Consider the following 24382-nt stretch of genomic DNA (forward strand, 5'->3'; position numbering starts at 1 on the left):
GAAAACCGGTTCCCACTTTTCCGGGACATGCTCTGGTTTGAGCCGGTCAGCCGGCGCGGTTGTCGCGCGCTGCCCTGACGGCCCGGAAAAACTGTTCGATCAGCGCCGGATCCTTGACGCCCGGCGCGCTTTCCACGCCTGAGGAAATGTCTATTCCGGGCGGGTTGGCAAGCCGAAGGGCATCGCCGACATTGGCGGCGTTGAGCCCACCGGAAAGCATGTAATCGACGCCGGCGTCAAGGCCGGTGAGGATGCGCCAGTCGTAGGCCACGCCGTTGCCGCCCGGCAGCTCGGAGCCCTTGGGTGGCTTGGCGTCGAACAGGAAGTGGTCGGCAATGCCGATAAACGGCTTTATCCGTTCGAGGTCGGCGGCCTGGCTGACCGACAGCGCCTTCATCACCGGCAAGCCGTAGCGGGCTTTCACCTCGGCCACACGCTCCGGCGTTTCCGAGCCGTGCAGCTGCAGCATGTCGGGCTGCATCGTTGCCACGATCTCGTCCAGGAAGGCGTCGCTGGCATCCACGGTGACGGCCACAGCTTTTGCCTTGCCGCGCGCTGCCTCGCGCAGACGGCCAGCCTCGGTCGGTTCCAAATAGCGCGGGCTTTTGGCGAAGAAAATAAACCCGACATGGCTGGCGCCGCCGGCCAGCGCCGCGGCCATTGCCCCGTCGGTCTTCAAGCCGCAAATCTTGATGTCGAGCGCCATGGCGCGGGGATTGGCATGAAAAGCGCCAAGAGTCGAGAAAAAGCATGCTGTTTGCCGGCAAGGCCAAAGGCGCTACCTATTGAAGGACAGGGACACAAGGCGGGAGCAAGACCATGGCTGACAGAACCGTTGCCGAACTCAGGCAGAAGATCGCGCAGGCGCGCGAGGTCATCGCTCATCTGATGGCCAAGGCAGCCTTCAACGGCGCCGAAGCCCATCGCGCGTTGGAGTATTTCGGCGGCGATGAATTCGACGGCAACTTCCTGCCGTGGCCGCATCATGGCGATGAGGGACTGCGACCGGAAGAGCTCAACGCAGCGAATGACGATTGAAAGGCGCGCTTTCAGTCCTTTGCGAGACTTGGGGTAGCTCCCTGCAGAGCGTGCTCCAGCTTGTAAACCGCGTCCGCGGGGAACTCATGGCGGCCCCATTTTTCAACATAACCCTGTAGACCGTGGGTATCGAGAACCGTTCTTGCTGCGACCAGAACTGCCTCCGCGAACTCTCGAAAAGCGCACATTGCATCAAGTCTTGCAGCCCCTGCCTCGTCTGGCTCCTCGGACCAGGTTTCTGGGAATTCCAGTATCCTGACTCTAATCTGGTAGCCTTGCAGCTCGAGCACGAGACGGCACTCTCCCGGCTCATCATAAAAATGCGCGACAGAATGCGCTGAGCCTTCGACAATAGTTAGCGTGGCTTCAACCAGCTCACGCAAAGCATCACCAATATAGGATGCTTCGACGGTGGTGGTGTTGCTGCCGATTGCAAAATTGCAATCTGCCCAGCCTGCGTCACCCAGCCGATATTCGATCTTGACGGCCATGCCCTACTCGAACGCAATCGCTTGCAGCGCGCCGCCATTGCGCTTCAACCAGGCCTTGCAGCGCTCGGTATCCGGGCAAAGCTGCTCGCATAGTTTCCAGAATTTCGGACCGTGGTTCATCTCCTTGAGATGCGCCACTTCATGCGCGACGAGGTAGTTTATGACAGGCGACGGCGCCATCATGATACGCCAGGAAAACGACAGATTGCCGTCGGAGGTGCAGGAGCCCCAGCGGCTTGACGTGTCCTTGAAGCGGATTGCCTTGGCGCGCTTGCCCAGCGCCAGCGTGTGTTTGCCCACCAGCTTCTCGATCTCGCGCTTGGCCTCGCGCTTGAGGAAATCGGCAATGCGGCGCGGCAGGTGCACGCGGTCGCCGTGCACGATCAGCAGCGGACCGCGCTCGTCGCTCGATATGGTCACCGTGCCGCGCTTCGAAGGCTCATGGACGATGCGGTGCGGGACGCCGCGTACGGGGATCTTGATGCCTGGCCGCACCTGCGGCCGGGCCGGTACCTTGGCCAGCCGCTGCTCCAGCCAGTCCTGGTGACGGTCGAGGAACTTTTCCACCTCGCCGCGGCGCAGGCCTGGCGGCACCGTGATGCGCAGGCCCTTACCGCCCGAATCGATGCGCAGCGTCAGCCGCCTTGCGCGGTCGTTCTCGACGATCTTGAGTGGCAAGGTACGGCCGGCGACGCAATATTCGCGCTCCACGACGGGCGTGGCCTTGGGCTTTGTCAGATTGCGGAAGAATCCGAGGGTCATGGCGGGACGATACGCGATTCGAGAAAAACGAATAGAACAAAAAAGAAACGGCGCCGCTCGCGCGACGCCGTCGTCATACCTTGGCCTGTCGCCGGGCCTCAGTCGTCAAGCAGGTTCGAACCCTTGCCACGCTTGGTGGTGGTCGTTCCGGTGCTCGGGTCGGTCTTCGTCGGCGCCGTCGACTTGTTGCGGTTGGCCATGAAGCGGTCGAACTCATCCTGGTCCTTGGCACGGCGCAATTCGCGGGCGTAGTCGTCGAACTCAGTCAGCATCTCGTCGAGCTTGCGGCGTTCCTCGGCGAGGCGCTCCAGTTCCTTTTCGCGCCAGTCGTCGAAAGCGACGTTGCCGGTGCGGGCGGAGCCGTGGCCCCAGCGCGCCGCCTTGTCGGAACCGCGGCGGCAGCCGGCGAAGATGCCGTCGGTAGCGCGGTTGACGTCACGCTTGAAACCATCGAGGCGGTCGCCCCAGATGATGTAGGCAAGCATGGCGAAGCCGAGTGGCCAGAACACCATGAAACCGATCACCATCAACGCGATGGTTGCCGGCGTCCAGGCCGGACGGATCAATGCAGATGTGTTCATTTTCTCCCATTCCTTCGGTTGGAGACAGCCAAAATCCGGCTGCGTGGAATCGAAATGGGAAGGAGAAAACGGCGATTCAAGACAATATCGGCCAAAACCGGACAAGCTCATGAAATGATTATCGCTTTTCGAGCGTATCGAAGAAAAGCACGACCAGGCATGAGGAACAGTGGCAATGCCGCCGGCGGTGCTATGGTTTGATGCATCGGCGGGGAACCCGTTCCTTTCAAAAATCCAGTGGCGCGTTGTCGACGACTTCCTTCATGACGAAGAACGTCCTCGTCTGGCGAACGCCGGGCAATGCGATCAACTGATCCCCGTGGATCCGGTTGAAGTCCGCCATGTCGCCGACCCTGATCTTCAGAAAATAGTCGAAGTCGCCTGCCACCAGATGGCAATCAAGAATGAACTTCAGTTTCGCGACTGCCTTCTCGAATTCCGCGAAACTTTCCGGGGTCGAGCGGTCGAGGACGACGCCAACCATCACCAGCGCGCCTCTGTCGACCTTCTGCGGTGTCACCACTGCCCTGACATGGCTGATGTAGCCTTCATCGAACAAGCGTTGCGTGCGGCGGTGGCACGTCGCCGGGCTGACAACAACCGACTGCGCCAACTCCGCATTGGTCAGCCGCCCATTGTCCTGGAGCAGGCGCAACATTTTGAGGTCGATCCGGTCGAGTGATGATTTCATGGAAGATTCTTCCGTTATTGAGGCAAATCATCGAAGCAATATAGCATTTTGACGTCAGAAATTTCGATTTCTGGCATTTTCGGCTCGATCTTTGAGAACACCTTTCAAGCGAAAACTGGTAGCGTTTCCAGCATCAAAATCACAATCAGAGGAGGATCTCTCATGTTGGAGAAGTTCGAACGCTATCCGCTCACATTTGGACCGACCCATATCGAGAAACTGGATCGGCTCAGCGCTCATCTCGGCGGCAAGGTCGATCTCTACGCCAAGCGGGAAGATTGCAATTCCGGCCTCGCCTTCGGCGGCAACAAGCTGCGCAAGCTCGAATACATCATCCCGGACGCGATCGCCTCAAACGCCGACACGCTGGTTTCGATCGGCGGCGTACAATCCAACCATACGCGCATGGTGGCAGCCGTGGCGGCGAAGATCGGCATGAAATGCCGCCTCGTGCAGGAAAGCTGGGTGCCCCACGAGGACGCCGTCTATGATCGCGTCGGCAACATCCTTTTGAGCCGGATCATGGGCGCCGATGTCCAGATGGTCGATGAGGGCTTCGACATCGGAATCAGGGAAAGCTGGGAACAGGCGATCGCCGATGTGAAAGCCAAAGGCGGCAAACCCTATCCAATTCCGGCCGGGGCTTCGGTGCATAAATATGGCGGCCTGGGCTACGTCGGCTTCGCCGAAGAGGTGCGCGCGCAGGAGAAGGAACTCGGCCTTGCCTTCGACTTCATCGTCGTCTGCACCGTCACCGGCTCTACCCATGCCGGCATGGTGGTCGGCTTCGCCAAGGACGGTCGCGAGCGCAAGGTGATCGGCATCGACGCATCGGGCACCCCGACGCAGACCAAGGCGCAAGTGCTTGAGATCGTGAGGAACACCGCGGCTTTGGTCGAACTCGACAAGGAACTCAATGCGGACGACGTCGTGCTCATCGAGGACTATGCCTACCCAGCCTATGGTGTCCCCTCGCAGGAGACGAAGGACGCAATCCGCCTCTGCGCGCGCCTTGAAGGCATGATCACCGATCCGGTCTACGAGGGAAAATCCATGCAGGGCATGATCGACCTCGTTAGGAAGGGCTATTTCCCCGAAGGGTCGAAGGTGCTTTACGCCCATCTTGGCGGCGCTCCAGCCATCAATGGGTATGCTTATGCATTCCGTAATGGCTGAATGCCCGTAGGGCGTGGCAGGTGACCTCGGACGACTATCCCGCCTGGCGCAGCATGTTGCGGTGGATGGGAAGGGGAAAGGCGGCGATTCAGGACAATGTCCGCCAAATCCGGACAAGCGGCTGAAATGATTGTCGCAGTTTGAACTCTTCGAGGAAGAGCACGACCATGCCGGCGACCAGGCCCCAGAATGCGGCGCCGACGCCGAACAGCGTCAGCCCCGAAGCGGTGACGGCGAAGGTGACCGTGGCGGCCATGCGGTGACCTTCGTCCTTGAGCGCGATCGACAAGGCGTTGGCAAGTGGCGCCATCAGCGCGAGACCCGCCACCAGCACGATCAGGCTCTGCGGCAGGACGGCGAAGATCGCCACCAGCGACGCACCGAAGATGGCGAAGACAAGATAGGCGAGCGCATAGAATGGGCCGGTCTTCCAGCGTTCGGCGGGGTCGGGGTGGACGTCCGGCCCGGTGCAGATCGCCGCCGAGATCGCAGCCAGATTGGTGGTCGAGCCGCCAAACGGCGCCGACAGCAGCGAAAACAGGCCGGTGACGCCGATCAGCGGGCCGGGCTCCGGGTGATAGCCGGCGGCGCGCAGCACGGCGAGGCCGGACAGGTTTTGGGAAGCCATGGTGACGAGGTAGAGCGGCAGCGCCAGGCCGATGGTCGCGGCGACGCTGAAGTGCGGCGCGATCAGCGTCAGCGTCGACAGTTCCGGTGTCGGCAAGCCGCCGACGCGGCCGGTCAAGAAAGCGGCGAGGCCGCCGCCGATCAGCACCACCAGCACCGACACCGCCGGATTGAACAGGCGAATGACGAAGAAGGCCCCGATCAGCGGCAGGATTAGCCAGGGATCGGCGGGGATGGCCTTAATCGCGTTGATGGCGAAGCTGACGAGGATGCCGGCCAGCATGCCCGATGCCACCGACGGCGGGATCCTGGCGATCAGCCGTGTCAGCGGTCCGAACAGGCCGGTGGCGATCAAGAGGATGCCGGTGACGATGAAGGCGCCGACCGCTTCGCCCATCGAGAAGCTGCTCGACGCGGCGATCAGCGCCAGGCCCGGTGTCGACCAGGCCGTGATGACCGGCATCTTCGTGCGCCAGGACAGCCACAGGCATTCGATTGCCATCGCCAGGCAGATCGCCGTCACCCAGCTCGCGGTCTCGATCTGTGTCGCGCTGACCGCCTTGGCAGCGGCGATGACGATGGCCAGTGTGCCGCCAAAGCCGACGATTGCCGCGACAAAGGCGGATATCGGAATGGAAATGCGCATCAGTTTCCCCTCTGCGCCATCGCGCCGACGGCCCGCACCAGCATGTCGAGATCCTGCGGCCGCGACAGCCGATGATCGCCCTCGGGGATCAGTGACAGGGTCACGTCGTCGGCCGGCAGGAGGCTGACCAGCTTCAGCGCGTGGCTTGCCGGCACGTCCGCATCGGCCAGCCCCTGCAATATGTGCACCGGGCAATGCGTGTCGATCGGGCCTGTCATCACCAGGTTGTTGCGTCCATCCTCGATCAGCGCGCTTGTGTAGATGTAAGGCTCGGCGGAATAATTGGACGGCTCCTCGAAGAAGCCTTTTTCGGCAAGGGCGCGTTTCTGCGCCTTGGTCAGCGCCGGCTCGACCAGCTCAGCGGTAAAATCGGGCGCCGGCGCCAGCAGCACCAGGCCGGCGACATTGCTGTCGCCCGCCTTGCGCAGTTCCTGCACCATGCGCAGCGCAATCCAGGCGCCCATCGAGGAGCCGACCAGGATCTGCTTGCCCTGGGTGAAATGCCGGAACACGGCGAGGCTCTGCGAAAGCCATTTCGAAATCGTGCCGTCCGCAAAGGCGCCACCGGATTCGCCATGACCGGAATAGTCGTGGCGCAGGAAGGCGCGGCCTTCTCTTGCCGTCCAGTCCGACAGCGTCTGCGCCTTCGTGCCCAGCATGTCGGACTTGTAGCCGCCGAGCCAGACGATGCCGGGCGCGGCACCTGTCGTATGGCGCACCGCGATGCTCGATCCGTCGACATCCAGAAAGACAGGAGGCGTGTCGGTCATGGTTTCTTCCTCACGCCCGTCTTTTGGCGCACGGCGTCTTGTGGCACAGCCAGTGGCGTGGCGAAAAGTGCTCGCGATGGTTCTTTGTTTGGTGCAGGGCAGTGATCAGGGTGATTTCCTGTCAATGCTGTGCTATTGACTTCGCCCGCGCGCTTACCACATTGGCGCGTCCACGCATCAATATCCGCAAACCCTGAACGAAACGGCCAAGGAGACCACGACCATTCGCAGACCTTTCAAAGCAGCGGCGCCGACCAAGGATGGCCCGCGCTCCAACCGTGACATCCGGGTTCCCCGGGTCCAGCTTATCGACGCCGAAGGCCAGAACCGCGGCGATGTTTCAATCAACGACGCATTGCTGCTCGCCGAAGAGGCTGGGCTCGATCTCGTCGAGATATCGCCCAATGCGGTGCCCCCCGTCGTAAAAATCCTCGATCTCGGCAAGTTGAAATACGCCAACCAGAAGAAGGCGGCCGAGGCGCGCAAGAACCAGAAGGTCATCGAGATCAAGGAGATCAAGATGCGCCCCAACATCGACAGCCATGACTACGAGACCAAGATGAAGGCGGTTCGCCGCTTCTTCGAGGAAGGCGACAAGGTCAAGCTAACTTTGCGTTTCCGTGGCCGCGAGATGGCGCATATGGAACTCGGCATGCAGCTTTTGAACAAGGTTCGCGAGGAAGTGGCGACCATTGCCAAGGTCGAAGCGGAACCGAAGCTCGAAGGCCGCCAGATGATGATGGTGCTGGCGCCGCGCTAGGGTGCAGTGAGATTGAAGTCAGGCCGAGCCGAAAATGGTGGGATGCACAGGAAGCTGCCGTTTGCAGGCCGGCATCACCTGAACGTCAACACACCGAGATCACGATGACGTCAGGCCTGGTCATAGCGCTCTAAATCCGCCTGAATTGTAGTACAGGGCGTCCCGGCGATCGGCGGGACGCCTGCTTCCTGGCCACAGCTGCGATCGCCGGCTCTGTTTTCATGCATGTCGTCCTCCCAAAACCGGGGCCACTTTTGGGCGAATGCATTAGGCTTCTCGACGATCGGATTCCTCCCTTGGACAAAGAACTCAAATACGGGCTGGGTAACTACCAGCAAACGCGCAGGATAGTGCTGGCCGTTCTCGTGGTCGTGCTGTTCGCCGCACTGCTGTTTGGCCAATCGACCTTCCCGCCCGATACGGCGATGCATGAGACGATCGAGATGTTCGGCGTGCTGCTGATTTTTCTCGGCATCGTCGGTCGCCTTTGGTCGACGCTCTATATAGGCGGGCGCAAATCTTCCGAAGTTGTGACGGGCGGACCCTATTCGATGACCCGCAATCCGCTCTATGTGTTCTCGACCGTGGCCGCGGCCGGCGTCGGCGCGCAGATCGGTTCGTTCTCCGGCATCATTCTCTTTGCTGTCCTGTGCGCGGGTGCCTTCCATATCGTCATCCTCCGCGAGGAGAAATTCCTCAAGGAAGCGCTCGGCGCGCCCTATCAGGCCTATCTGGCGCGGGTGCCACGCTTCTTTCCGAACCTTTCCCTCTACCAGGAGGGTGACACGGGCAGCTTCAAGCCGCGCCTGCTGTTGACCACGCTGCTCGACGGCCTGGTGTTCCTGATGGCGCTGCCGGCCTTCGAACTGATCGACGGCGCCCAGCAGTCGGGCATGCTGCCAGTCTGGTTCACGCTCCCCTGATCGAGGGCCGCGCGTCGCGTCCCAACGTTCCGGCAACGAGCGGCGCAGTGGGTGTTGCACAGCCGCCTGCTTTGACGTATAGGACCGCGTTCCAAAAAAACCGCCCGGCAGGGCATGCCGTGGCGGTTTCATTTGCTTTTCGGGCTTTGGTCGGCCTGAAGCGAACAAAACAGGAGGTGCTGCGTGCCAGAGGCACGAATAGCGACCTCATAGAAACGGAGTAGCAAAATGCCCAAGATGAAGACCAAGTCCGCCGCCAAAAAGCGGTTCAAGATCACAGGTACGGGTAAAGTCCTGTCGGCTGCGGCCGGCAAGCGTCACGGCATGATCAAGCGTTCCAACAAGTTCATTCGAAATGCCCGCGGCACGATGGTTCTGGCTGAACCGGATGGCAAGAAGGTCATCAAGAATTTTCTGCCGAACGGCCTCTAAGGCATTCGGTCCGGACACGTTTTAAGGAGATCATGACATGGCACGCGTAAAGAGAGGCGTCACCTCGCACGCCAAGCACAAGAAGGTCCTGAAAGCCGCCAAAGGCTTCTACGGCCGCCGCAAGAACACCATCCGCATCGCCAAGCAGGCGGTGGAAAAGTCGCTGCAGTACGCTTACCGCGACCGCAAGAACCGCAAGCGCTCGTTCCGCGCCCTGTGGATCCAGCGCATCAACGCCGCGACGCACGAGCACGGCCTGACCTATGGCCGCTTCATCGACGGCCTCAACAAGGCCGGCATCGAGATCGATCGCAAGATCCTGTCGGACATGGCCATCCATGAGCCGCAGGCTTTCGCCGCACTTGTGGCCAAGGCCAAGGTTGCGCTCGAATATCTGAAGAACACCACGCCGAACGCTTTTGAAAGCGCTGTCGCCTAAGCCAGCGCTTCCCAAGCATTCGCAATTCTGATTTTGGGGAACCCGCGCTGGCACGGCTGGCGCGGGTTTTTCTTATGCCTTTAATCGGGTCTGGAACATGAGTGACATGGAAACTCTCGAAAATTCCCTGATGGCTGACATCGCATCGGCCGCTGACGAGGCCTCGATCGAGGCGGTGCGCGTTTCGGCGCTAGGCAAGAAGGGCTCGGTTTCCGAGATGCTGAAGACGCTTGGCGCGATGAGCGCCGAGGAGCGCCAACTGAAGGGTCCGGCCATCAACGGCCTCAAGAACCGCGTCACCGATGCGCTCTCGCTGCGTCGGGCCGAGCTGAAGGATGTGGCGATCACCGCCCGCCTGGCCGCCGAAAAGGTCGACGTGACGCTGCCGGTGCGGCAGTCGCCGGCCGAGCGCGGCCGCATCCACCCGATCAGCCAGGTCATCGACGAGATCGCGGCGATCTTCGGCGATCTCGGCTTCTCGATCGCCGAAGGCCCGGACATCGAGACCGACTATTACAATTTCACCGCGCTGAATTTCCCCGAAGGCCATCCTGCGCGCGAGATGCACGACACCTTCTTCTTCCAGCCGGACGAGAAGGGCGAGCGCAAACTTTTGCGCACCCACACCTCGCCGGTGCAGATCCGCACCATGGAGACGAAGAAGCCGCCGATCCGTATCGTCATTCCGGGCAAGACCTACCGGCAGGATTCGGACGCCACCCACTCGCCGATGTTCCATCAGGTCGAGGGGCTGGTGATCGACAAGACGGCCAATGTCGCCAACATGAAGTGGGTGCTGGAGGAGTTCTGCAAGGCCTTCTTCGAAGTGCCCTCGGTCAAGATGCGGTTCCGGCCGTCCTTCTTCCCATTCACCGAACCGAGCCTCGAGGTCGACATCCAGTGCGACCGTTCGCGGCCCGGCGAAGTGCGCTTCGGCGAAGGTGCCGACTGGATGGAGATCCTCGGCTGCGGCATGGTGCATCCCAATGTGCTGCGCCATGGCGGGCTCGACCCGGACGAATACCAGGGCTTTGCCTGGGGCATGGGCATCGATCGCATCGCCATGCTGAAATACGGCATGCCGGACCTGCGCGCCTTCTTCGATGCCGACGTGCGCTGGCTGTCGCATTACGGGTTCAGGCCGCTCGACATGCCGACGCTGTTCGGAGGCTTGAGCGCATGACAGCCGCCCACACCGGCGGCTGCCGCTGCGGCGCCGTGCGGTTCGAGGCCTCGGCCGAACCGCACCACGTCAGCTATTGCCATTGCGGCGATTGCCGGCGGGCGAGCGGCGCGCCGGTATCGGCCTTTGTCGGCTTCCTGGTCGGTCAGGTGGCGTTCACCGGCAAGGCGCTGAAGATGTATGAGAACGGGCCGGTGACGCGCTCGTTCTGCGGCGTCTGCGGCTCGCCGATCGCCTATGTCGACGAGCGGCTGGAGGACGTCATCTATTTCACGCTCGGCGCCATGGACATGCCGGCTGATTTCCCGCCGACGTTGCATGCCTATGTCAGCGAGCAGCTTCCCTTCCTGCATATATCCGACGATCTGCCGAGACATCTGAAAACAAGCGTCAAAAGACCAGACGGAACAGTCCCATGAAATTCACCCTCTCCTGGCTCAAGGACCACCTCGATACCGACGCCAAGCTCGACGAGATCGTCGGGCGGCTGACCTCGATCGGCCTCGAAGTCGAGCATGTCGACGACAAGTCGAGCCTGAAACCGTTCGTTATCGCCAAGGTGCTGACGGCGGTGCAGCATCCCGATGCCGACCGGCTGCGCGTGCTCACCGTCGATACCGGCAACGGCAAGCCGCCCGTGCAGGTCGTCTGCGGCGCGCCGAACGCCCGCGCGGGCCTGATCGGCGCCTTTGCTGCGCCCGGCGCCTATGTGCCCGGCATCGACGTGACGCTAACGGTCGGCAAGATCAGGGGCGTGGAAAGCCATGGCATGATGTGTTCGGAGCGCGAGCTGCAGCTTTCCGACGAGCACAACGGCATCATCGATCTGCCCGAGGATGCGCCTGTCGGCACCAGCTTTGCTGCCTATGCGCATCTCGACGATCCGGTCATCGAGATCAACCTGACGCCCAACCGGCCGGACGCGACCAGCGTCTATGGCATCGCCAGGGACCTGGCGGCGAGCGGGCTTGGCACGTTGAAGAGCGCTGCGATCGACGTGATCCCGGGCAAGGGCGAGACGCCGGTCAAGGTGACGATCGAAGCGCCGGAGCTCTGCCCCGGTTTTGCGCTGCGGCTGGTGCGCGGTGTCAAGAATGGCCCATCGCCGAAATGGCTGCAGCAGCGGTTGATCGCCATTGGGTTGAGGCCGATCAGCGCGCTGGTCGACATCACCAACTATGTCACCTTCGACCGCGGCCGGCCGCTGCATGTGTTCGACGCCAAGAAGGTTGCCGGCAATCTGACCGTGCGGCGAGCGCGCGATGGCGAAAAGGTACAGGCGCTCGACGGCCGCGAATACACGCTGACCCCGGAGATGTGCGTCATATCTGACGAGGACGGCGTCGAGTCGATCGCCGGCATCATGGGCGGCGAGCATTCGGGTTGCGACGAGAACACGTCAGACGTGCTGATCGAATCGGCCCTTTGGGATCCGATCACCACCGCCCGCACCGGCCGCACGCTCGGCATCATCACCGACGCGCGCTACCGCTTCGAGCGCGGCGTCGATCCCGAATTCATGGTGCTCGGCGTCGAGCTGGCGACCAGGCTGGTGCTCGATTTCTGCGGCGGCACGCCGACCGAGATCGAAGTGACCGGCTATGCCGGCTACCAACCCAAGATCGTTTCCTTCCCGCTATCGGAAGTGAAGCGGCTGACCGGCATCGAGGTGCCAAGGGCGGAAAGCCTCGATATCCTGTCGCGCCTCGGCTTCGAGCCGCAGGGCTCGGGCGATGTTGTCGACGTCGCCGTGCCGTCCTGGCGCCCGGATGTCGATGGCAAGGCCGACCTGGTCGAAGAGGTGATGCGCATCCACGGCGTCGACAACATCGTGCCGCAGCCGCTCAGTGCGCATGATGCGGTCAATGCCAGGATCCTCACCACGCTGCAGGTCCGCACCCGCACGGCCAAGCGCGCGCTTGCCGTGCGCGGCATGATGGAGGCGGTCACCTGGTCGTTCATTCCGGCCAGGCACGCCGAACTGTTCGGCGGCGGCCAGACTGCGCTGAAGCTTGCGAACCCGATCGCCGCCGACATGTCCGACATGCGGCCGTCGCTGCTGCCGGGGCTGATTGCTGCCGCCCAGCGCAACGCCGACAGGGGCATTGGCGACGTCGCTTTGTTCGAAGTGTCGGGCACCTATGAGGGCGATGGCGCCGACCAGCAGCGGCGCGTGGCCGCCGGCGTGCGGCGCGGCACCGCCAAGCTCGACGGTTCCGGCCGCAATTGGGCCGGCAATTCAGGCGCGGTCGGCGTGTTCGATGCCAAGGCCGATGCGATCGCCGCACTCGAAGCCTGTGGCGCGCCGGTCGACCGCTTGCAGGTCGAGGCCGGCGGTCCGGACTGGTATCATCCCGGTCGTTCCGGCACCATCAAGCTCGGGCCGAAAACCGTGCTCGGAACCTTCGGCGAGTTCCATCCGAAGACGCTTGAGGGCCTCGATGTCTCCGGGCCGCTCTGCGGTTTCGAAGTGTTCGTCGACGCCGTGCCCGAGCCGAAGGCCAAGCCGACCAAAACCAAGCCGAAGCTGGAGCTGTCCGCGTTCCAGGCGGTCAAGCGCGATTTCGCTTTCGTCGTCGATAGGACGATCGAGGCCGGCACTTTGGTCCGCGCAGCCCTCGCCGCCGACAAGAAGCTGATCACGGCTGTCTCGGTCTTCGATATTTTCGAGGGCGCCTCGCTTGGCGAAGGCAAGAAGTCGATCGCCATCGAAGTGTCGATCCAGCCGGTCGAAAAGACGCTGACCGACGAGGATTTCGAGGCCTTGGCCAAGCGCATCGTCGAGAATGTCGGCAAGCAGACGGGTGGCGTGCTGAGAACCTAGAACGGATGCGATGATGGCTCACGAGCTCTCCATCTCCTGGCTGGCAACGCATATCGGGACGATCGACGGCTTCCTTGACGACCAGGAATGCGCCGACCTGATCGCTGACAGCGAACGGCGCGGTTTCGAGGCAGCCAAAGTGAACAGCGCCGGCGGCGCAAGCGTCATGAAGGAGCTTCGCAACAACGACCGAGTTGTCTTCGACGACGAGGACCTTGCGGACCTGCTCTTCGCGCGGGCGCGCCCACTGCTCTATCGCGGCCTTGGTGACTGGCGGCTGACAGGACTGAACGAGCGTTTCCGGTTCTACCGTTACGGTCCGGGCCAGAAGTTCGATTGGCACAATGATGGCTATTTCGAGCGCAATGCCTCAGAGCGCAGCCAGTTCACCTTCATGATCTATCTGTCGGATGGATTTGAAGGCGGCGGAACCTCGTTTCGCGGCGAGATGCCGGGCTATGACGGCACGAGCCTCGTGGTTAAACCCAGGAAAGGCATGGCGCTGGCCTTCTATCACCCGATCGAACATCGCGGCGACGAGGTGCTCTCGGGCCGCAAATATGTCATCCGGACGGATGTCATGTACAAGCGCCAAATGGCGGCACAATGAGGGATTGCGGAGGTATGTCGAATCGCCCTCCAAACGGTGATGGACCATCTGCGCTATTCCGGACTTTCCTTCGAGGCACAACGCGCGGCGTTTCTCGACATCGTGTGGCAAGAACCGCTGATCCGTGAGGCGCTGATTCGGGCGCGGCGCCTTGCTCTGCCCAACTGGCTGCTTGTCTCGGGCGCGCTCTACAACACCGTCTGGAACCAGCTGACGGGCAAACCGTCGGGTTACGGCATCAAGGATGTCGACCTGTTCTATTTCGATGAGAGCGACCTCTCCTATGAAGCCGAGGATGCCGTCATTCGGCGGGCGGCAAAGCATTTCGAGGGGCTGATGCTGCCAGTCGAGGTGCGCAATCAGGCGCGGGTACACCTGTGGTATCCCCTGAAGTTCGGACAGTCATGCCCGCGCTATACAAGTTCCAGCGAGTCGGTCCGCCACTTCGCCTCCAAAACCCATGCGGTTGGGGTCCGCTTTGATGCAGCCGGGCAGCTTGACCTCGTGGCGCCGTTTGGTCTCGACGATATCTTCTCGTTTCGGATCACGCCGAACCGGGTCTTGGACAACCGGCAGACGCACGAGACGAAGGGCGCGCGTGCGAAGGCCAATTGGCCGGAAATATCAGTCGTGCCGTGGTAGGCGTACAGAAGGTCTAACGTCGGCGGGGCAGAGGGGGTGTTTTGCGCCACCGTCTCGCAACTTTCTGCACCGCGCGAGGTTCGAAAAAAGGGGCGCCGAAGCGCCCCTCTTGTTTCCGAGATCAACGTTCACCCATTCACGAGCGCCAATAACTCCTCGGTGTAGCGTTTGCCGACAACCTTGTCGGGAGACAGCGCGTCGCCGATGGCTTGCACCTCGGCCGTGCTCAGCTCGATCCCGGCCGCCGCCGTGTTCTGCTCCAGATGGCGGATTTTTCGCGCGCCGGGGATCGGCACGATGAAATCGCCCTGGTGCAGCACCCAGGCCAGCGCCAGCTGCGCCGGGGTCACGCCCTTTTCAGCCGCCATCTTTTCCAGCGTGGCGATGACTGCGGCATTGGCCGCCATGGCGTCGGCTTGGAAGCGCGGCAGGCCACGCCGCCAGTCGTCGTCACCCAAGGCTTCGGGCTTGGCGATGGTGCCGGTCAAAAGGCCACGGCCGAGCGGGCTGTAGGGGACAAAGCCGACGCCAAGCTCGCGGCAGACGGCGAACACCTCGTCTTCCGGATCGCGGCTCCACAGCGAGTATTCGCTCTGTACGGCCGATATCGGATGCACGGCATGCGCCCGGCGGATGGTCGCGGCACTCGCCTCCGACAGGCCGAGCGCGCGCACCTTGCCCTCGCGCACCAACTCGGCCATGGCGCCGACCGTATCCTCGATCGGCACATTGGGGTCGACGCGGTGCTGGTAGTAGAGGTCGATCACTTCGGTGCCCAGCCGCTTCAGCGACGCCTCGGCAACCGCCTTGACGTGCTCGGGGCGGCTGTCGACGCCAGCCATGCGCTCGATGCCGGTGCCTTCCTCCAAAATCTTGAAGCCGAATTTGGTGGCGATGGTCACCTTGTCCCGCACCGACTTCAGCGCCTTGCCGAGCAGGATCTCGTTCTCGTACGGACCGTAGACTTCCGCCGTGTCGAAGAAATTGACGCCGATGTCGACGGCGCGGTGCAACGTGGCGATCGCGTCAGCTTCCGGCTGGCCGCCATAGACAAAGCTCATCCCCATGCAGCCGAGGCCGACGGGATAGACGGTCAATTCAGTTCCAAGCTTGCGGGTTTGCATCACGCGTCTCCTTGTTGTGATGCTTAAAGCGCGTCGACAACGCGCTTTAAGTCTTTGTTTTGTGCATGTCGTTGCCCCAAAACCGCTGCGCACTCTTGGGCGACATGCATGAGGAGATAGCGCCTTGCTTTCTGTTCGATAATCGTCTCTCATTTGCACGGGCTGTTCCAAAAAATAGATCAATGAACCGAGCGCATCTCTCCCAACTGGCCGTGCTGGCAACCGTTGCCCAATGCGGCAGCTTTCGCGGCGCGGCCAGGGAATTGGCCATCGCGCCATCGGCGGTCAGCCATGCGGTCTCCAGTCTGGAAGCGCGGCTCGGCGTGCGGCTGCTGGCGCGCAGCACCCGCAGCGTCGCGCCGACGGAAGAAGGCGCGCAACTCTTGGAGCGGCTGCGGCCGGCCCTTTCCGAGATCGACCTGGCTCTGGAGACGGCGGTCGAGTCGCGCGACCGGCCGGCCGGGAATCTGCGGCTCAGCGTGCCGCGCACGGCAGCGCATCTGGTGCTGACGCCACGGCTCGGCGCCTTTGCCGCGGCCTATCCCGATATCGTGCTGGAGATCGTCATCGAGGACCGCTTCACCGATGTCGTCGAGGGCGGTTTCGATGCCGGTGTGCGGCTCGGCGAGAGCCTGCAGCGCGACATGATCGCCGTGCGCATAGGGCCGGACATTCGCGGCGCGGTGGTCGGCGCGCCAGCCTATTTCGCGGCCATGCCGAAACCGCATCATCCGCGCGACCTTGCCGATCATCGCTGCATCCGCTTCCGCTTCTCCAGTGGCATTCTCTACCGGTGGGAGTTCGAGAAGGGCGGCGAGGCGATCGAGATGGCCGTGCAGGGACCGCTTGTCCTCGACGAGGACCATCTGATCGCCCGGGCGGCCGTCGATGGCGCCGGGCTCGCCTTCGTCTTCGAGGATTATGTCGCCACGCCGCTCGCCGACGGCCGACTGATCCGCGTGCTGGAGGACTGGTGCCCGCCTTTCGAGGGGTTCTTCGTCTACTATCCCAGCCGCCGCCAGATGCGGCCGGCGCTGCGCGCCTTCGTCGATTTTTTCAAGGTGAGCGGATAACTTCACCCTCGCCCTTGCTGGAGGGTCGCGCGCAAGGCGGCTTTTACGAAGCGGGGTGGCAGTCTCGTAGAGCGCACCCCCGTCTCGCAATCGCCGCTGCGAGCAAGGGAAGGGTGGAGCGAAGGAAGATAGTCGCCCCGGCATTCGTTCACGTCCCATGCAGGCATCAATTACCAACAGCACGACCCGCTATGGCTGGGGTGCGATCATTCTTCACTGGCTGATTGCGCTGATCTTCATCGGCCAGTTCGGGCTCGGCTTCATCATGGTGCGGCTGACCAGCCAGCGCACTGCCTTCGAACTGATCCAGCTGCACAAATCCTTCGGCTTTCTGCTGCTCGGACTGGTGATCCTGCGCATCGCCTGGCGCTTCGGCAATGCGGCGCCGGCGCTGCCGCGCTCGGTTGGAACCTTGGAGAGGCGGGCCGCGCCGCTCGCTCACATTGCGCTCTACGCGTTTCAACTGGCCCTGCCCTTGTCCGGCTGGGCGCTGGTGTCGGTGTCGATGCTGGAGATCCCCAGCCTGCCGTTCAATCTTTTCCTCATGCCGAACCTGCCGCTGGCCGAATCGGATGCGGCCGAAAGCTTCTGGGCGTCAGCGCATTGGTATCTCGCCTATGCCGGCATGGCCCTGGTCGTGCTGCATGTCGCGGCGGCGCTGCGTCATCATTTCCAGCTCAGGGATGGCGTGCTCACACGCATGATCACGCCTTCGTCAGAGGACGGTGCGGAATAGAGCGGCCGGGTCATTCGTTCATTTTGTGAGGGCGCGCAGGAAATGCGCTGCCTACAACAAGGAACACCTCAATGTACACGCGTATCCTCGGATTTGCGGCGGTCGCCGTTTGCCTTGCCATGCCGGCTTCAGCGGCAATCGCGCTTGGTGATGCCGCCGGCAGTTACGCGATCAGCCCGGCCAACTCCTCGATCCGCTTTTCCATCGGCAAGGTCGGTGGCGGCGGCCTCGATGGCGCCTTCGGCCGCTTCAAAGGCTCGATCCGCATCGACAACAGCGACGTCGCCCGCTCGCAGGTCAATTTCACCATATTTCCCGAAAGCGTCGGCACCGGCCAGGGCCGCATCGATGCCTTCCTGCGCTCCGACGCGGTGTTCGACGCCGCAGACAGCCCTGAGATCCAGTTCCGCTCGACCAGCGTGACCCGCACCAGCGACACCACGGCGCTCGTCAGCGGCCGGCTGACGGCGCGCGGCAAGACATTCCCGGAAAAGTTCACGGCCGAGCTTGGCGGTCTGAAGGCCGGCACGATAGAATTCCATGTCACCGGCCAGGTGCTCAGGTCACGCTACGGCATGGATGTCGGCACGCCGATCTATTCCAACATCGTCGACTTCGACATGACGCTGACGGGCAAACGGGGCTGAATCCAGGCAGTCCTGGTCATTGGCTTTTCCTGAGATTTCGGGCAAACCTCGTCGCCTGCAATCGCTATGGAGAAGCCTGATGTTCCGATGGGGTGTGTTGTCGACGGCCAAGATCGGCCGCGAGCAGTTGTTGCCGGCAATGGTCGACGCGGAGAACGGCGTTCTGTCGGCGATTGCCAGCCGCGATTTATCGAAAGCCAAGGCACTGGCAGAGCGCTTCGGCGCGCGCCATGCCTTCGGCTCCTATGAGGACCTGCTCGCCTCCAGCGAGGTCGACGGCGTGTACATCCCGCTGCCGACCTCCCAACACGTCGAATGGGCGGCCAAGGCGATCGAGGCCGGCAAGCACGTGCTGGTCGAAAAGCCGCTGGCGCTCGACGCCAAGGACATTCTGCCGCTGATCAAGCTGCGCGATGTCAAGAAGGTGCTGGTCTGCGAGGCCTTCATGGTCATCTACCACCCGCAATGGATCAAGGTGCGCGATCTCATCGCCAGCGGCGCCATCGGCCGCCTGCGCCACGTCCAGGGCGCCTTCTCCTATTACAATGTCGACCCCAACAACATGCGCAACAAGCTCGATCTCGGCGGCGGCGCGCTGCCCGACATCGGCGTCTACCCCACGGTCTCGACGCGCTTTTCCACTGGCAAGGAGCCGTTGCGCGTCCAGGCGACGATAGAGCGCGACAAGACATTCGGCACCGACATCTATTCCTCGATCCGCGCCGATTTCGGCGACTTCGAGCTGTCCTTCTACCTGTCGACGCAGATGGCAGCGCGCCAGGTCATGGTGTTCCATGGCGAGGAGGGGTTCATCGAGGTGTTTTCGCCCTTCAACGCCGGGCTCTACGACCATCACCGCGTCGAACTGCACAACCAGAACCACACCGAGGCGCAGGTATTCCGCTTTCCCGGCACCCAACAGTACCGGCTGGAGGTCGAGACCTTCGCGCGGGCCGCGCAGGGCGGCAAGGAGCGAGTCTTCACGCTGGAAGAATCCGTGCTCAACCAGAAGGTCATCGACGCCATCTTCCGCGCTGGCGGCAAGGAAGGTTGGGAGGCCGTCTAGCCAAGCCCTTTGTTCGACGCAATTCCAGGAAACCGTTTCACGATTTCCTGGAATTGCTTTAGCCGGCTAATGGGGAGGGGGAAAGATGGCTGACGATGCGGACGTGATCATTGTCGGCGCCGGCCTCGCCGGGCTGGTCGCCGCCGCCGAGCTTGCCGAGGCCGGCAAGAAAACCGTCATCGTCGACCAGGAACCGGAACAGTCGCTCGGCGGCCAGGCGTTCTGGTCGTTCGGCGGCCTTTTCCTCGTCGATTCGCCCGAGCAGCGGCGCATGCGCATCCGCGACTCGCATGATCTGGCGCTCGAGGACTGGCTGGGTACCGCCGCTTTCGACCGCCCGGAAGATTACTGGCCGCGCAAATGGGCCGAAGCCTATGTCGGCTTCGCCGCCGGCGAGAAGCGCTCATGGCTGACGCAGCGCGGCCTGAAATTCTTTCCCGTCGTCGGTTGGGCCGAGCGTGGCGGTGGCAATGCCATCGGCCATGGCAATTCGGTGCCGCGCTTTCACGTCACCTGGGGCACCGGCCCCGGCGTGCTCGAACCCTTCGTCCAGCGCGTCCGCGAAGCCGAGAAAAGTGGGCTGATCCGCTTCAAATTCCGCCACAGGGTCAACGAATTGACCCGCACGGGTGCCATCGTCGACGGCGTGCGCGGCGACATCCTGCAGCCAAGCACCGTCGAGCGTGGCCACAAGAGCTCGCGCGACATATCAGGCGATTTCGAGCTTCATGCGCAAGCGGTGATCGTTGCCTCCGGCGGCATCGGCGCCAACCAACAGCTTGTCCGGGAGAACTGGCCACAGCGGTTGGGCGCGGCACCCAAGCGCATGATCACGGGCGTGCCCGACCATGTCGACGGCCGCATGCTGGCGATCACCGAAACGGCCGGCGGCAGCATCATCAACCGCGACCGCATGTGGCACTATGTCGAGGGCATCAAGAACTGGGCGCCGATCTGGACCGATCATGCGATCCGCATCCTGCCCGGCCCGTCATCCCTGTGGCTCGATGCCAGGGGCAAGCGCCTGCCGGTGCCGCTCTATCCCGGCTTCGACACGCTGGGCACGCTCAGCCACATCATGAGCACCGGCTTCGACTATTCCTGGTTCATCCTGACCAGGAAGATCATCCAGAAGGAGTTCGCACTGTCGGGCTCCGAACAGAATCCCGACCTGACCGGCAAGAGCTGGCGCCAGGTCCTCGGCCGCGCCACGTCAGGCATTCCGGGCCCGGTCAAGGCGTTTATGGAAAAGGGCGAGGATTTCATCGTCGAGGCCGACCTGTCGACGCTGGTCGCCCGCATGAACGCGCTGGCCGGCGGCGAGCCGCTACTCGAACTCGCAAAGGTCGAACGCGAGATCCGCGCCCGCGACCGGCAGCTCGATAATCCGTTCTCCAAGGACATGCAGATCACCGCGTTGCGCGGTGCGCGTGCTTACCTTGGCGACAAGCTGATCCGCACGGCCAAGCCGCACAAAATGCTTGACCCGGCAAACGGCCCGCTGATCGCGGTCCGCCTCAACATCCTGACCCGCAAGACGCTGGGCGGCCTGGAGACCGATCTCGACAGCCGCGTGCTGGGTGCCGACGGCCAGCCGGTGGTGGGGCTCTATGCCGTTGGCGAGGCCGCAGGTTTCGGTGGCGGCGGTGTGCATGGCTATGCCGCGCTTGAAGGCACGTTCCTCGGCGGCTGCATCTTTTCCGGCCGCAGCGCCGGCCGGGCCGCGGCCGCCGCGGTGGCGTGAAACAGCGCCGCGGCGGTCCGATTTCCTGCTTGGGGGCCACATACGCCCAGGCGATAAACATATGACTTTTTTATATTTTTCAGTTTTCGGCCGCCTCGAATACAAATGCGGATGCTTTTATCTTTCTGAGTGCAGCCGGTCTTGAGCCGCTGCAGGCAGTCATCACTTCGTGGCGACAGTTAAGAAAGAAGGAAGTCTTCGATGTTCCTCTCGGACGGGCTCTATCTGCCCACCCATCGTCCGCTGCCGGCGTCGCAGCTCGAGCAAATCAGGCGGGCGGCCAACAACAATCGCCGGCCGGGCAGCCTGGTCGCGCCCTTCACTCCGACATGGTGGCTCCTGGTCGCCGGCGGCTTGCTGGTCGCGGCCACCATCGCTGCTCAAGTTTCCTGATCGCAAGGCAGAAGATTATCATGCAACGTTCTCATATCCCCTCTGACGGAAACGCCCTTCACCGCTTCGTGGTTGGGCGCGATGGCGAAGGCCACTGGATCGCGCGCGACGAAGAAGGCATGACCGGCGGTGTTTTCGCCGACAGGACCTCGGCTGTTCGTTTCGCCACGATGGAAAGCGGTCATCAGGCCGGCGCGATACGCTTCGCCCCGGCAAGCGTGTGCCTTTCCCTGTTCAACTGATCCTGTTTCCGGCTGCTTTCACCTTTCCGGAACGGTCTGACCATGGACACGTCCAACACTGCCGATCTGGCCGGATTGTTCGATCGTCTCCCGCATGTAGGCAGGCTGATCGAACACCAGCTGTGGGAGGCCGCACGCGGCCTGTCGCTCGACAGATCGTCCCGGCAAGGCCGGCGGTTTGCCGGCCTGGTCGAGGCCGGCGCCACGCTCGACGCCGTCCTCCTGCTCGTCGCCCTGTCGAAACCGGAGCGCGCGGTTTCGTCGCTCAGCAGTATCGGCGAGCGATGGTTTTGCACCATTCAAACCCCGCCTGTAGCGACGCCGGGCAACGCCGGCAAAGTCGAAGCGGACCACACCGATCTGGCAGCAGCGGTGCTCTCGGCTTTGCTTCTTTCGCACCGCGAACAGGCGGCGTCCCCTAAAAATCACCAAGGAGAATTTGATTCCCATGACACCCGAACAAGCACGAACGCGCCTGACCGGAGCGATGACCGCGCTGGTAACGCCATTCACCGACGGCGAGGTCGACCTGAAGCAACTGACCACGCTGCTGCGCTGGCAGATCGAACAAGGGATCAACGGGCTGGTGCCGTGCGGCACCACCGGTGAGTCCCCGACCTTATCGTGGGAGGAGCGCCTCGACATCATCGCGCTCTGCGTGAAAATTGCCGCGGGCAAGGTGCCGATCATCGCGGGCACCGGGACGAACAGCACCGAGACGACGATTGCTCTTTCGACAGCCGCCGAGGTTTTCGGCGCCGACGCTGCCCTCATCGTCACGCCCTACTACAACAGGCCGAGCCAGGAGGGGATTTTCCGCCACTTCGAAGCGATCGCCAGCAAGGTCAAGATACCGATCATCGTCTACAACGTCCCGGCACGGACCGGTGTCGACCTGTCGCTGGAGACGGTCGAGCGCCTGGCGCAGATTCCGACCATCGTCGGCATCAAGGACGCCACTGGCGATGTGAATCGCCTGTCCTCGCTTCCCGCCGTGCTGAGGCGCCGCTTCATCTGCCTGTCCGGTCACGACGCCACGTCGTTCGGCTTCAACACTATGGGCGGGCGTGGCACGATCTCCGTGGTCTCCAACGTCGCCCCTCGACTGTGCGTCGAGATGCATGATGCCTGCCGGCAAGACGACCACCATGCCGCTCGGGCCATCCATCATAGGTTGCGGCCACTCATCGCGGCCCTCGAGCTGGAGAGCAATCCCGTGCCGGTCAAATACGCCCTGCACCTGGCGCTGGGGCTGAGCCCGGACGTCCGCTTGCCAATGACCGCTGTCCGTCCCGAAACCGCGACGGCGATTCGAAAGGCGATGGTGACTTTGAACGAGGGCGGATCCAGCGCAATGCAATCAGGACGGATCGCGGCCGCGCCTGCTCAGCAGCGGTTTTGACGGAGCGGCCTTGCCGTCAGCGGCATAGACCAGGCCCGGTTGGACGATCCATTCGCCAGCCCGCAGCGCTTCGACATCGAAACGTCCATCGGCGTCACGCGCTGCAACGCCCGCATAGCGATATCTGGATCCGCTCGCATCGACGACCGTTTCGGCGATCGGATGGCCGGCGAGCCGGCCGATGATCGCGCCCTGTTCTCTGAGGTTTGCCAGGACAAAATGTTGCGTCGGCACCCTGCGGCTGACCCTGGAGGTCAGCCAGACTGAATGTGATTTCATGTTTGAAGCCAGTCTGTCGTTCCGGCCGCGTCGAGCGGCGGCCCGGAAGTACTTAATCGCTGGCCGCATAGGAATTCGAGAGCAGGTTTTGACCTGAATTATATACGCCGCATGTGTGACGGCGCTAACCGGACTCATTCGTCCCTTCCCAAAGCGGCTACCGCATCGACGATCCGCGTAAAGCTGGCGCGGGCGCGGCCGACCGTGTGCCGGGCTCGCAGATAGCCATGCACCAGCCCAGGTTCCTCGAACCAATATGCCCGTCCGCCGGCGGCGGCGACGCGGTCGCGATAGGCTTCGCCGTCTGATGACAGCGGGTCGCACTCGGCAGTGATCAGCACCGTCGGCGGCAGATTGGCGAAGTCGCCATCGGCGAGCGGCGACAGCGTGATGTCACCGGTCCCATCCACGCCGCCGGTGCGGATGTTCTTGTAGAACTCGAGATCGCGCATGGTCAGCATCGGTGCCTCGGCATGCGTCACATAAGAGCCGCGCGAGCGGTCGCCGCCGAGTCCGGGATAGATCAGAACCTGGCCGACCGGCTTGCGCGGATGGCCGCGTGTCGCATGGCTGACGGCAGCGGCAAGATTGCCGCCCGCGCTGTCGCCGCAAAGCACGATGGGATGCTCGCGATTGGCGGTGGCCCATTCAAAGGCGCTCATCACGTCGTCGAAGGCCGCCGGATGCACGTGCTCCGGCGCCAGCCGGTAGTCGACCGAGACCACCTCATAGCCGGTGCGGGCGCAGAGCTCGGCGCAGACATCGTCATGGCTGTCGAGGCCACCAAGGATGAAGCCGCCGCCATGGAAGTAAAGCACCGTCGCCGCTGCCTGCGGCGCGCTCCGGTAGATGCGGATCGGGATATCATGGGTGGGCGTTGCAATGGCAGAGGTTTCGACCGCAACACCCTCGGGATAGCCGGCAAAGAACTCGCGGCACATGCGGTCATAGATCTCGCGCTGCTGCGCGATCGTGTAGTCGATCGTGTCAGGCGGATAATAGGAATTGGTCCGCTCGATGAAGGCCCAGGTCTCGGCGTCGATGAAGGTTTTGTAGTCGGTCATGGGGGCTTTGTAGTCGG

30 protein-coding genes are annotated in these 24382 nt (G+C 62.8%); 19 read left to right on the forward strand and 11 right to left on the reverse strand.

What is annotated here, in order from left to right:
• Positions 1-46: 46 nt before the first annotated feature.
• Entirely contained in the window at positions 47-706 is a 660-nt protein-coding gene (locus AC1DZU_RS02470; protein ID WP_477281406.1) for a phosphoribosylanthranilate isomerase, read from the reverse strand.
• A 113-nt stretch (positions 707-819) separates the two neighbouring features.
• On the opposite strand from AC1DZU_RS02470, the gene AC1DZU_RS02475 reads away from it, so the two are divergent.
• Positions 820-1038 carry a hypothetical protein gene (locus AC1DZU_RS02475; protein WP_184873095.1) on the forward strand — a complete coding sequence of 73 codons (219 nt, stop codon included), beginning with the start codon at positions 820-822 and terminating at the stop codon, positions 1036-1038.
• Positions 1039-1049: 11 nt separating this feature from the next.
• Here AC1DZU_RS02475 and AC1DZU_RS02480 read toward each other — a convergent pair whose 3' ends face one another.
• The 4 genes from AC1DZU_RS02480 to AC1DZU_RS02495 form a co-directional block, all read right to left on the reverse strand.
• A complete protein-coding gene (locus tag AC1DZU_RS02480; protein ID WP_477281408.1) occupies positions 1050-1529 on the reverse strand; it encodes a hypothetical protein in 480 nt (159 codons plus the stop codon).
• 3 nt (positions 1530-1532) lie between these two features.
• Entirely contained in the window at positions 1533-2291 is a 759-nt protein-coding gene (locus tag AC1DZU_RS02485) for a M48 family metallopeptidase (RefSeq protein WP_095083165.1), read from the reverse strand.
• 98 nt (positions 2292-2389) lie between these two features.
• The gene (locus tag AC1DZU_RS02490) at positions 2390-2872 is read right to left on the reverse strand and encodes a DUF2852 domain-containing protein (RefSeq protein ID WP_095083163.1); all 483 of its coding nucleotides are present in this window, start codon (positions 2870-2872) and stop codon (positions 2390-2392) included.
• Between the two features lie 226 nt (positions 2873-3098).
• The gene (locus tag AC1DZU_RS02495; protein ID WP_477281411.1) at positions 3099-3563 is read right to left on the reverse strand and encodes an Lrp/AsnC family transcriptional regulator; all 465 of its coding nucleotides are present in this window, start codon (positions 3561-3563) and stop codon (positions 3099-3101) included.
• Between the two features lie 162 nt (positions 3564-3725).
• Between AC1DZU_RS02495 and AC1DZU_RS02500 the strand changes: the two genes are divergently transcribed.
• Positions 3726-4739 carry a 1-aminocyclopropane-1-carboxylate deaminase gene (locus tag AC1DZU_RS02500; protein WP_477281413.1) on the forward strand — a complete coding sequence of 338 codons (1014 nt, stop codon included), beginning with the start codon at positions 3726-3728 and terminating at the stop codon, positions 4737-4739.
• 88 nt (positions 4740-4827) lie between these two features.
• Here the strand turns inward: AC1DZU_RS02500 and AC1DZU_RS02505 are convergent, their stop codons facing one another.
• Complete coding sequence (locus AC1DZU_RS02505; protein WP_477281415.1) at positions 4828-6012, reverse strand: benzoate/H(+) symporter BenE family transporter; 1185 nt, start codon at positions 6010-6012, stop codon at positions 4828-4830.
• The gene (locus tag AC1DZU_RS02510; RefSeq protein WP_477281417.1) at positions 6012-6782 is read right to left on the reverse strand and encodes an alpha/beta hydrolase; all 771 of its coding nucleotides are present in this window, start codon (positions 6780-6782) and stop codon (positions 6012-6014) included. Before AC1DZU_RS02510 ends, AC1DZU_RS02505 begins: the two co-directional genes overlap by 1 nt.
• Positions 6783-7005: 223 nt before the next feature.
• Here AC1DZU_RS02510 and infC point away from each other — a divergent pair, with 223 nt between their 5' ends.
• The 9 genes from infC (at position 7006) to AC1DZU_RS02555 (ending at position 14595) form a co-directional block, all read left to right on the forward strand.
• Entirely contained in the window at positions 7006-7542 is a 537-nt protein-coding gene (infC, locus tag AC1DZU_RS02515; RefSeq protein WP_010912915.1) for a translation initiation factor IF-3, read from the forward strand.
• 296 nt (positions 7543-7838) lie between these two features.
• Positions 7839-8465 carry a methyltransferase family protein gene (locus AC1DZU_RS02520; RefSeq protein ID WP_477281419.1) on the forward strand — a complete coding sequence of 209 codons (627 nt, stop codon included), beginning with the start codon at positions 7839-7841 and terminating at the stop codon, positions 8463-8465.
• Between the two features lie 228 nt (positions 8466-8693).
• A complete protein-coding gene (rpmI, locus tag AC1DZU_RS02525) occupies positions 8694-8897 on the forward strand; it encodes a 50S ribosomal protein L35 (RefSeq protein WP_006201248.1) in 204 nt (67 codons plus the stop codon).
• Positions 8898-8934: 37 nt separating this feature from the next.
• Positions 8935-9336, forward strand: a complete 402-nt coding sequence (gene rplT, locus AC1DZU_RS02530) for a 50S ribosomal protein L20 (protein ID WP_006201247.1) — start codon at positions 8935-8937, stop codon at positions 9334-9336.
• A gap of 97 nt (positions 9337-9433) precedes the next feature.
• Entirely contained in the window at positions 9434-10519 is a 1086-nt protein-coding gene (pheS, locus tag AC1DZU_RS02535; protein ID WP_477281421.1) for a phenylalanine--tRNA ligase subunit alpha, read from the forward strand.
• Positions 10516-10938 (forward strand): GFA family protein, encoded by a 423-nt coding sequence (locus AC1DZU_RS02540; RefSeq protein WP_477281423.1) that lies wholly within the window; start codon positions 10516-10518, stop codon positions 10936-10938. Before pheS ends, AC1DZU_RS02540 begins: the two co-directional genes overlap by 4 nt.
• Positions 10935-13343 (forward strand): phenylalanine--tRNA ligase subunit beta, encoded by a 2409-nt coding sequence (gene pheT / locus AC1DZU_RS02545; protein ID WP_477281425.1) that lies wholly within the window; start codon positions 10935-10937, stop codon positions 13341-13343. The genes AC1DZU_RS02540 and pheT overlap by 4 nt, the downstream gene beginning before the upstream one ends.
• A 13-nt stretch (positions 13344-13356) precedes the next feature.
• The gene (locus tag AC1DZU_RS02550) at positions 13357-13953 is read left to right on the forward strand and encodes a prolyl hydroxylase family protein (RefSeq protein ID WP_477281427.1); all 597 of its coding nucleotides are present in this window, start codon (positions 13357-13359) and stop codon (positions 13951-13953) included.
• Between the two features lie 39 nt (positions 13954-13992).
• Positions 13993-14595: a nucleotidyltransferase family protein gene (locus tag AC1DZU_RS02555; RefSeq protein ID WP_477281429.1), complete on the forward strand. Its 603-nt coding sequence runs from the start codon at positions 13993-13995 to the stop codon at positions 14593-14595.
• A 128-nt stretch (positions 14596-14723) separates the two neighbouring features.
• On the opposite strand, the gene AC1DZU_RS02560 is transcribed toward AC1DZU_RS02555, so the two are convergent.
• Positions 14724-15719 carry an aldo/keto reductase gene (locus tag AC1DZU_RS02560; RefSeq protein ID WP_477281431.1) on the reverse strand — a complete coding sequence of 332 codons (996 nt, stop codon included), beginning with the start codon at positions 15717-15719 and terminating at the stop codon, positions 14724-14726.
• 182 nt (positions 15720-15901) lie between these two features.
• Between AC1DZU_RS02560 and AC1DZU_RS02565 the strand changes: the two genes are divergently transcribed.
• The 7 genes from AC1DZU_RS02565 to AC1DZU_RS02595 all read left to right on the forward strand — a co-directional run bounded on the left by AC1DZU_RS02565 (position 15902) and on the right by AC1DZU_RS02595 (position 21620).
• The gene (locus AC1DZU_RS02565) at positions 15902-16792 is read left to right on the forward strand and encodes a LysR family transcriptional regulator (protein ID WP_477281433.1); all 891 of its coding nucleotides are present in this window, start codon (positions 15902-15904) and stop codon (positions 16790-16792) included.
• 157 nt (positions 16793-16949) lie between these two features.
• Positions 16950-17528, forward strand: a complete 579-nt coding sequence (locus AC1DZU_RS02570) for a cytochrome b (RefSeq protein WP_477281435.1) — start codon at positions 16950-16952, stop codon at positions 17526-17528.
• Positions 17529-17599: 71 nt separating this feature from the next.
• Positions 17600-18175, forward strand: a complete 576-nt coding sequence (locus tag AC1DZU_RS02575) for a YceI family protein (RefSeq protein WP_477281437.1) — start codon at positions 17600-17602, stop codon at positions 18173-18175.
• Positions 18176-18254: 79 nt separating this feature from the next.
• The gene (locus AC1DZU_RS02580; protein WP_477281439.1) at positions 18255-19241 is read left to right on the forward strand and encodes a Gfo/Idh/MocA family protein; all 987 of its coding nucleotides are present in this window, start codon (positions 18255-18257) and stop codon (positions 19239-19241) included.
• An 85-nt stretch (positions 19242-19326) separates the two neighbouring features.
• Positions 19327-20985 (forward strand): FAD-binding dehydrogenase, encoded by a 1659-nt coding sequence (locus AC1DZU_RS02585; RefSeq protein WP_477281441.1) that lies wholly within the window; start codon positions 19327-19329, stop codon positions 20983-20985.
• 201 nt (positions 20986-21186) lie between these two features.
• Entirely contained in the window at positions 21187-21378 is a 192-nt protein-coding gene (locus AC1DZU_RS02590; RefSeq protein WP_095083129.1) for a hypothetical protein, read from the forward strand.
• A gap of 20 nt (positions 21379-21398) precedes the next feature.
• The gene (locus tag AC1DZU_RS02595) at positions 21399-21620 is read left to right on the forward strand and encodes a hypothetical protein (protein WP_477281444.1); all 222 of its coding nucleotides are present in this window, start codon (positions 21399-21401) and stop codon (positions 21618-21620) included.
• Between the two features lie 18 nt (positions 21621-21638).
• Here AC1DZU_RS02595 and AC1DZU_RS02600 read toward each other — a convergent pair whose 3' ends face one another.
• Complete coding sequence (locus AC1DZU_RS02600; RefSeq protein WP_477281446.1) at positions 21639-22019, reverse strand: hypothetical protein; 381 nt, start codon at positions 22017-22019, stop codon at positions 21639-21641.
• A gap of 49 nt (positions 22020-22068) precedes the next feature.
• On the opposite strand from AC1DZU_RS02600, the gene dapA reads away from it, so the two are divergent.
• Positions 22069-23022 (forward strand): 4-hydroxy-tetrahydrodipicolinate synthase, encoded by a 954-nt coding sequence (gene dapA / locus AC1DZU_RS02605; RefSeq protein ID WP_477281448.1) that lies wholly within the window; start codon positions 22069-22071, stop codon positions 23020-23022.
• Here dapA and AC1DZU_RS02610 read toward each other — a convergent pair.
• Both AC1DZU_RS02610 and AC1DZU_RS02615 read right to left on the reverse strand, forming a co-directional pair.
• Positions 22981-23301 carry a hypothetical protein gene (locus AC1DZU_RS02610; protein WP_477281450.1) on the reverse strand — a complete coding sequence of 107 codons (321 nt, stop codon included), beginning with the start codon at positions 23299-23301 and terminating at the stop codon, positions 22981-22983. The two genes, dapA and AC1DZU_RS02610, sit on opposite strands and share 42 nt — an antisense overlap.
• Before the next feature lie 134 nt (positions 23302-23435).
• Positions 23436-24365, reverse strand: a complete 930-nt coding sequence (locus AC1DZU_RS02615; RefSeq protein ID WP_477281452.1) for an alpha/beta hydrolase — start codon at positions 24363-24365, stop codon at positions 23436-23438.
• Between the last annotated feature and the right edge of the window lie 17 nt (positions 24366-24382).

The organism is Mesorhizobium sp. P2_A12 (assembly GCF_056405075.1).

Excerpts from the sequence above, each read along its gene's own strand:
- pheT (WP_477281425.1), top strand. The coding sequence starts at position 10,935 with ATGAAATTCACCCTCTCCTGGCTCAAGGACCACCTCGATACCGACGCC.
- pheS (WP_477281421.1), top strand. The coding sequence starts at position 9,434 with ATGAGTGACATGGAAACTCTCGAAAATTCCCTGATGGCTGACATCGCA.
- rpmI (WP_006201248.1), top strand. The coding sequence starts at position 8,694 with ATGCCCAAGATGAAGACCAAGTCCGCCGCCAAAAAGCGGTTCAAGATC.
- AC1DZU_RS02485 (WP_095083165.1), bottom strand. The coding sequence starts at position 2,291 with ATGACCCTCGGATTCTTCCGCAATCTGACAAAGCCCAAGGCCACGCCC.
- AC1DZU_RS02550 (WP_477281427.1), top strand. The coding sequence starts at position 13,357 with ATGGCTCACGAGCTCTCCATCTCCTGGCTGGCAACGCATATCGGGACG.
- AC1DZU_RS02560 (WP_477281431.1), bottom strand. The coding sequence starts at position 15,719 with ATGCAAACCCGCAAGCTTGGAACTGAATTGACCGTCTATCCCGTCGGC.
- AC1DZU_RS02510 (WP_477281417.1), bottom strand. The coding sequence starts at position 6,782 with ATGACCGACACGCCTCCTGTCTTTCTGGATGTCGACGGATCGAGCATC.
- AC1DZU_RS02555 (WP_477281429.1), top strand. The coding sequence starts at position 13,993 with ATGGACCATCTGCGCTATTCCGGACTTTCCTTCGAGGCACAACGCGCG.
- AC1DZU_RS02475 (WP_184873095.1), top strand. The coding sequence starts at position 820 with ATGGCTGACAGAACCGTTGCCGAACTCAGGCAGAAGATCGCGCAGGCG.
- AC1DZU_RS02540 (WP_477281423.1), top strand. The coding sequence starts at position 10,516 with ATGACAGCCGCCCACACCGGCGGCTGCCGCTGCGGCGCCGTGCGGTTC.
- AC1DZU_RS02575 (WP_477281437.1), top strand. The coding sequence starts at position 17,600 with ATGTACACGCGTATCCTCGGATTTGCGGCGGTCGCCGTTTGCCTTGCC.
- AC1DZU_RS02585 (WP_477281441.1), top strand. The coding sequence starts at position 19,327 with ATGGCTGACGATGCGGACGTGATCATTGTCGGCGCCGGCCTCGCCGGG.
- AC1DZU_RS02470 (WP_477281406.1), bottom strand. The coding sequence starts at position 706 with ATGGCGCTCGACATCAAGATTTGCGGCTTGAAGACCGACGGGGCAATG.
- AC1DZU_RS02615 (WP_477281452.1), bottom strand. The coding sequence starts at position 24,365 with ATGACCGACTACAAAACCTTCATCGACGCCGAGACCTGGGCCTTCATC.
- AC1DZU_RS02490 (WP_095083163.1), bottom strand. The coding sequence starts at position 2,872 with ATGAACACATCTGCATTGATCCGTCCGGCCTGGACGCCGGCAACCATC.
- AC1DZU_RS02505 (WP_477281415.1), bottom strand. The coding sequence starts at position 6,012 with ATGCGCATTTCCATTCCGATATCCGCCTTTGTCGCGGCAATCGTCGGC.
- AC1DZU_RS02610 (WP_477281450.1), bottom strand. The coding sequence starts at position 23,301 with ATGAAATCACATTCAGTCTGGCTGACCTCCAGGGTCAGCCGCAGGGTG.
- AC1DZU_RS02500 (WP_477281413.1), top strand. The coding sequence starts at position 3,726 with ATGTTGGAGAAGTTCGAACGCTATCCGCTCACATTTGGACCGACCCAT.
- AC1DZU_RS02590 (WP_095083129.1), top strand. The coding sequence starts at position 21,187 with ATGTTCCTCTCGGACGGGCTCTATCTGCCCACCCATCGTCCGCTGCCG.
- AC1DZU_RS02580 (WP_477281439.1), top strand. The coding sequence starts at position 18,255 with ATGTTCCGATGGGGTGTGTTGTCGACGGCCAAGATCGGCCGCGAGCAG.
- AC1DZU_RS02595 (WP_477281444.1), top strand. The coding sequence starts at position 21,399 with ATGCAACGTTCTCATATCCCCTCTGACGGAAACGCCCTTCACCGCTTC.
- AC1DZU_RS02480 (WP_477281408.1), bottom strand. The coding sequence starts at position 1,529 with ATGGCCGTCAAGATCGAATATCGGCTGGGTGACGCAGGCTGGGCAGAT.
- rplT (WP_006201247.1), top strand. The coding sequence starts at position 8,935 with ATGGCACGCGTAAAGAGAGGCGTCACCTCGCACGCCAAGCACAAGAAG.
- AC1DZU_RS02565 (WP_477281433.1), top strand. The coding sequence starts at position 15,902 with ATGAACCGAGCGCATCTCTCCCAACTGGCCGTGCTGGCAACCGTTGCC.
- dapA (WP_477281448.1), top strand. The coding sequence starts at position 22,069 with ATGACACCCGAACAAGCACGAACGCGCCTGACCGGAGCGATGACCGCG.
- AC1DZU_RS02495 (WP_477281411.1), bottom strand. The coding sequence starts at position 3,563 with ATGAAATCATCACTCGACCGGATCGACCTCAAAATGTTGCGCCTGCTC.
- AC1DZU_RS02570 (WP_477281435.1), top strand. The coding sequence starts at position 16,950 with ATGCAGGCATCAATTACCAACAGCACGACCCGCTATGGCTGGGGTGCG.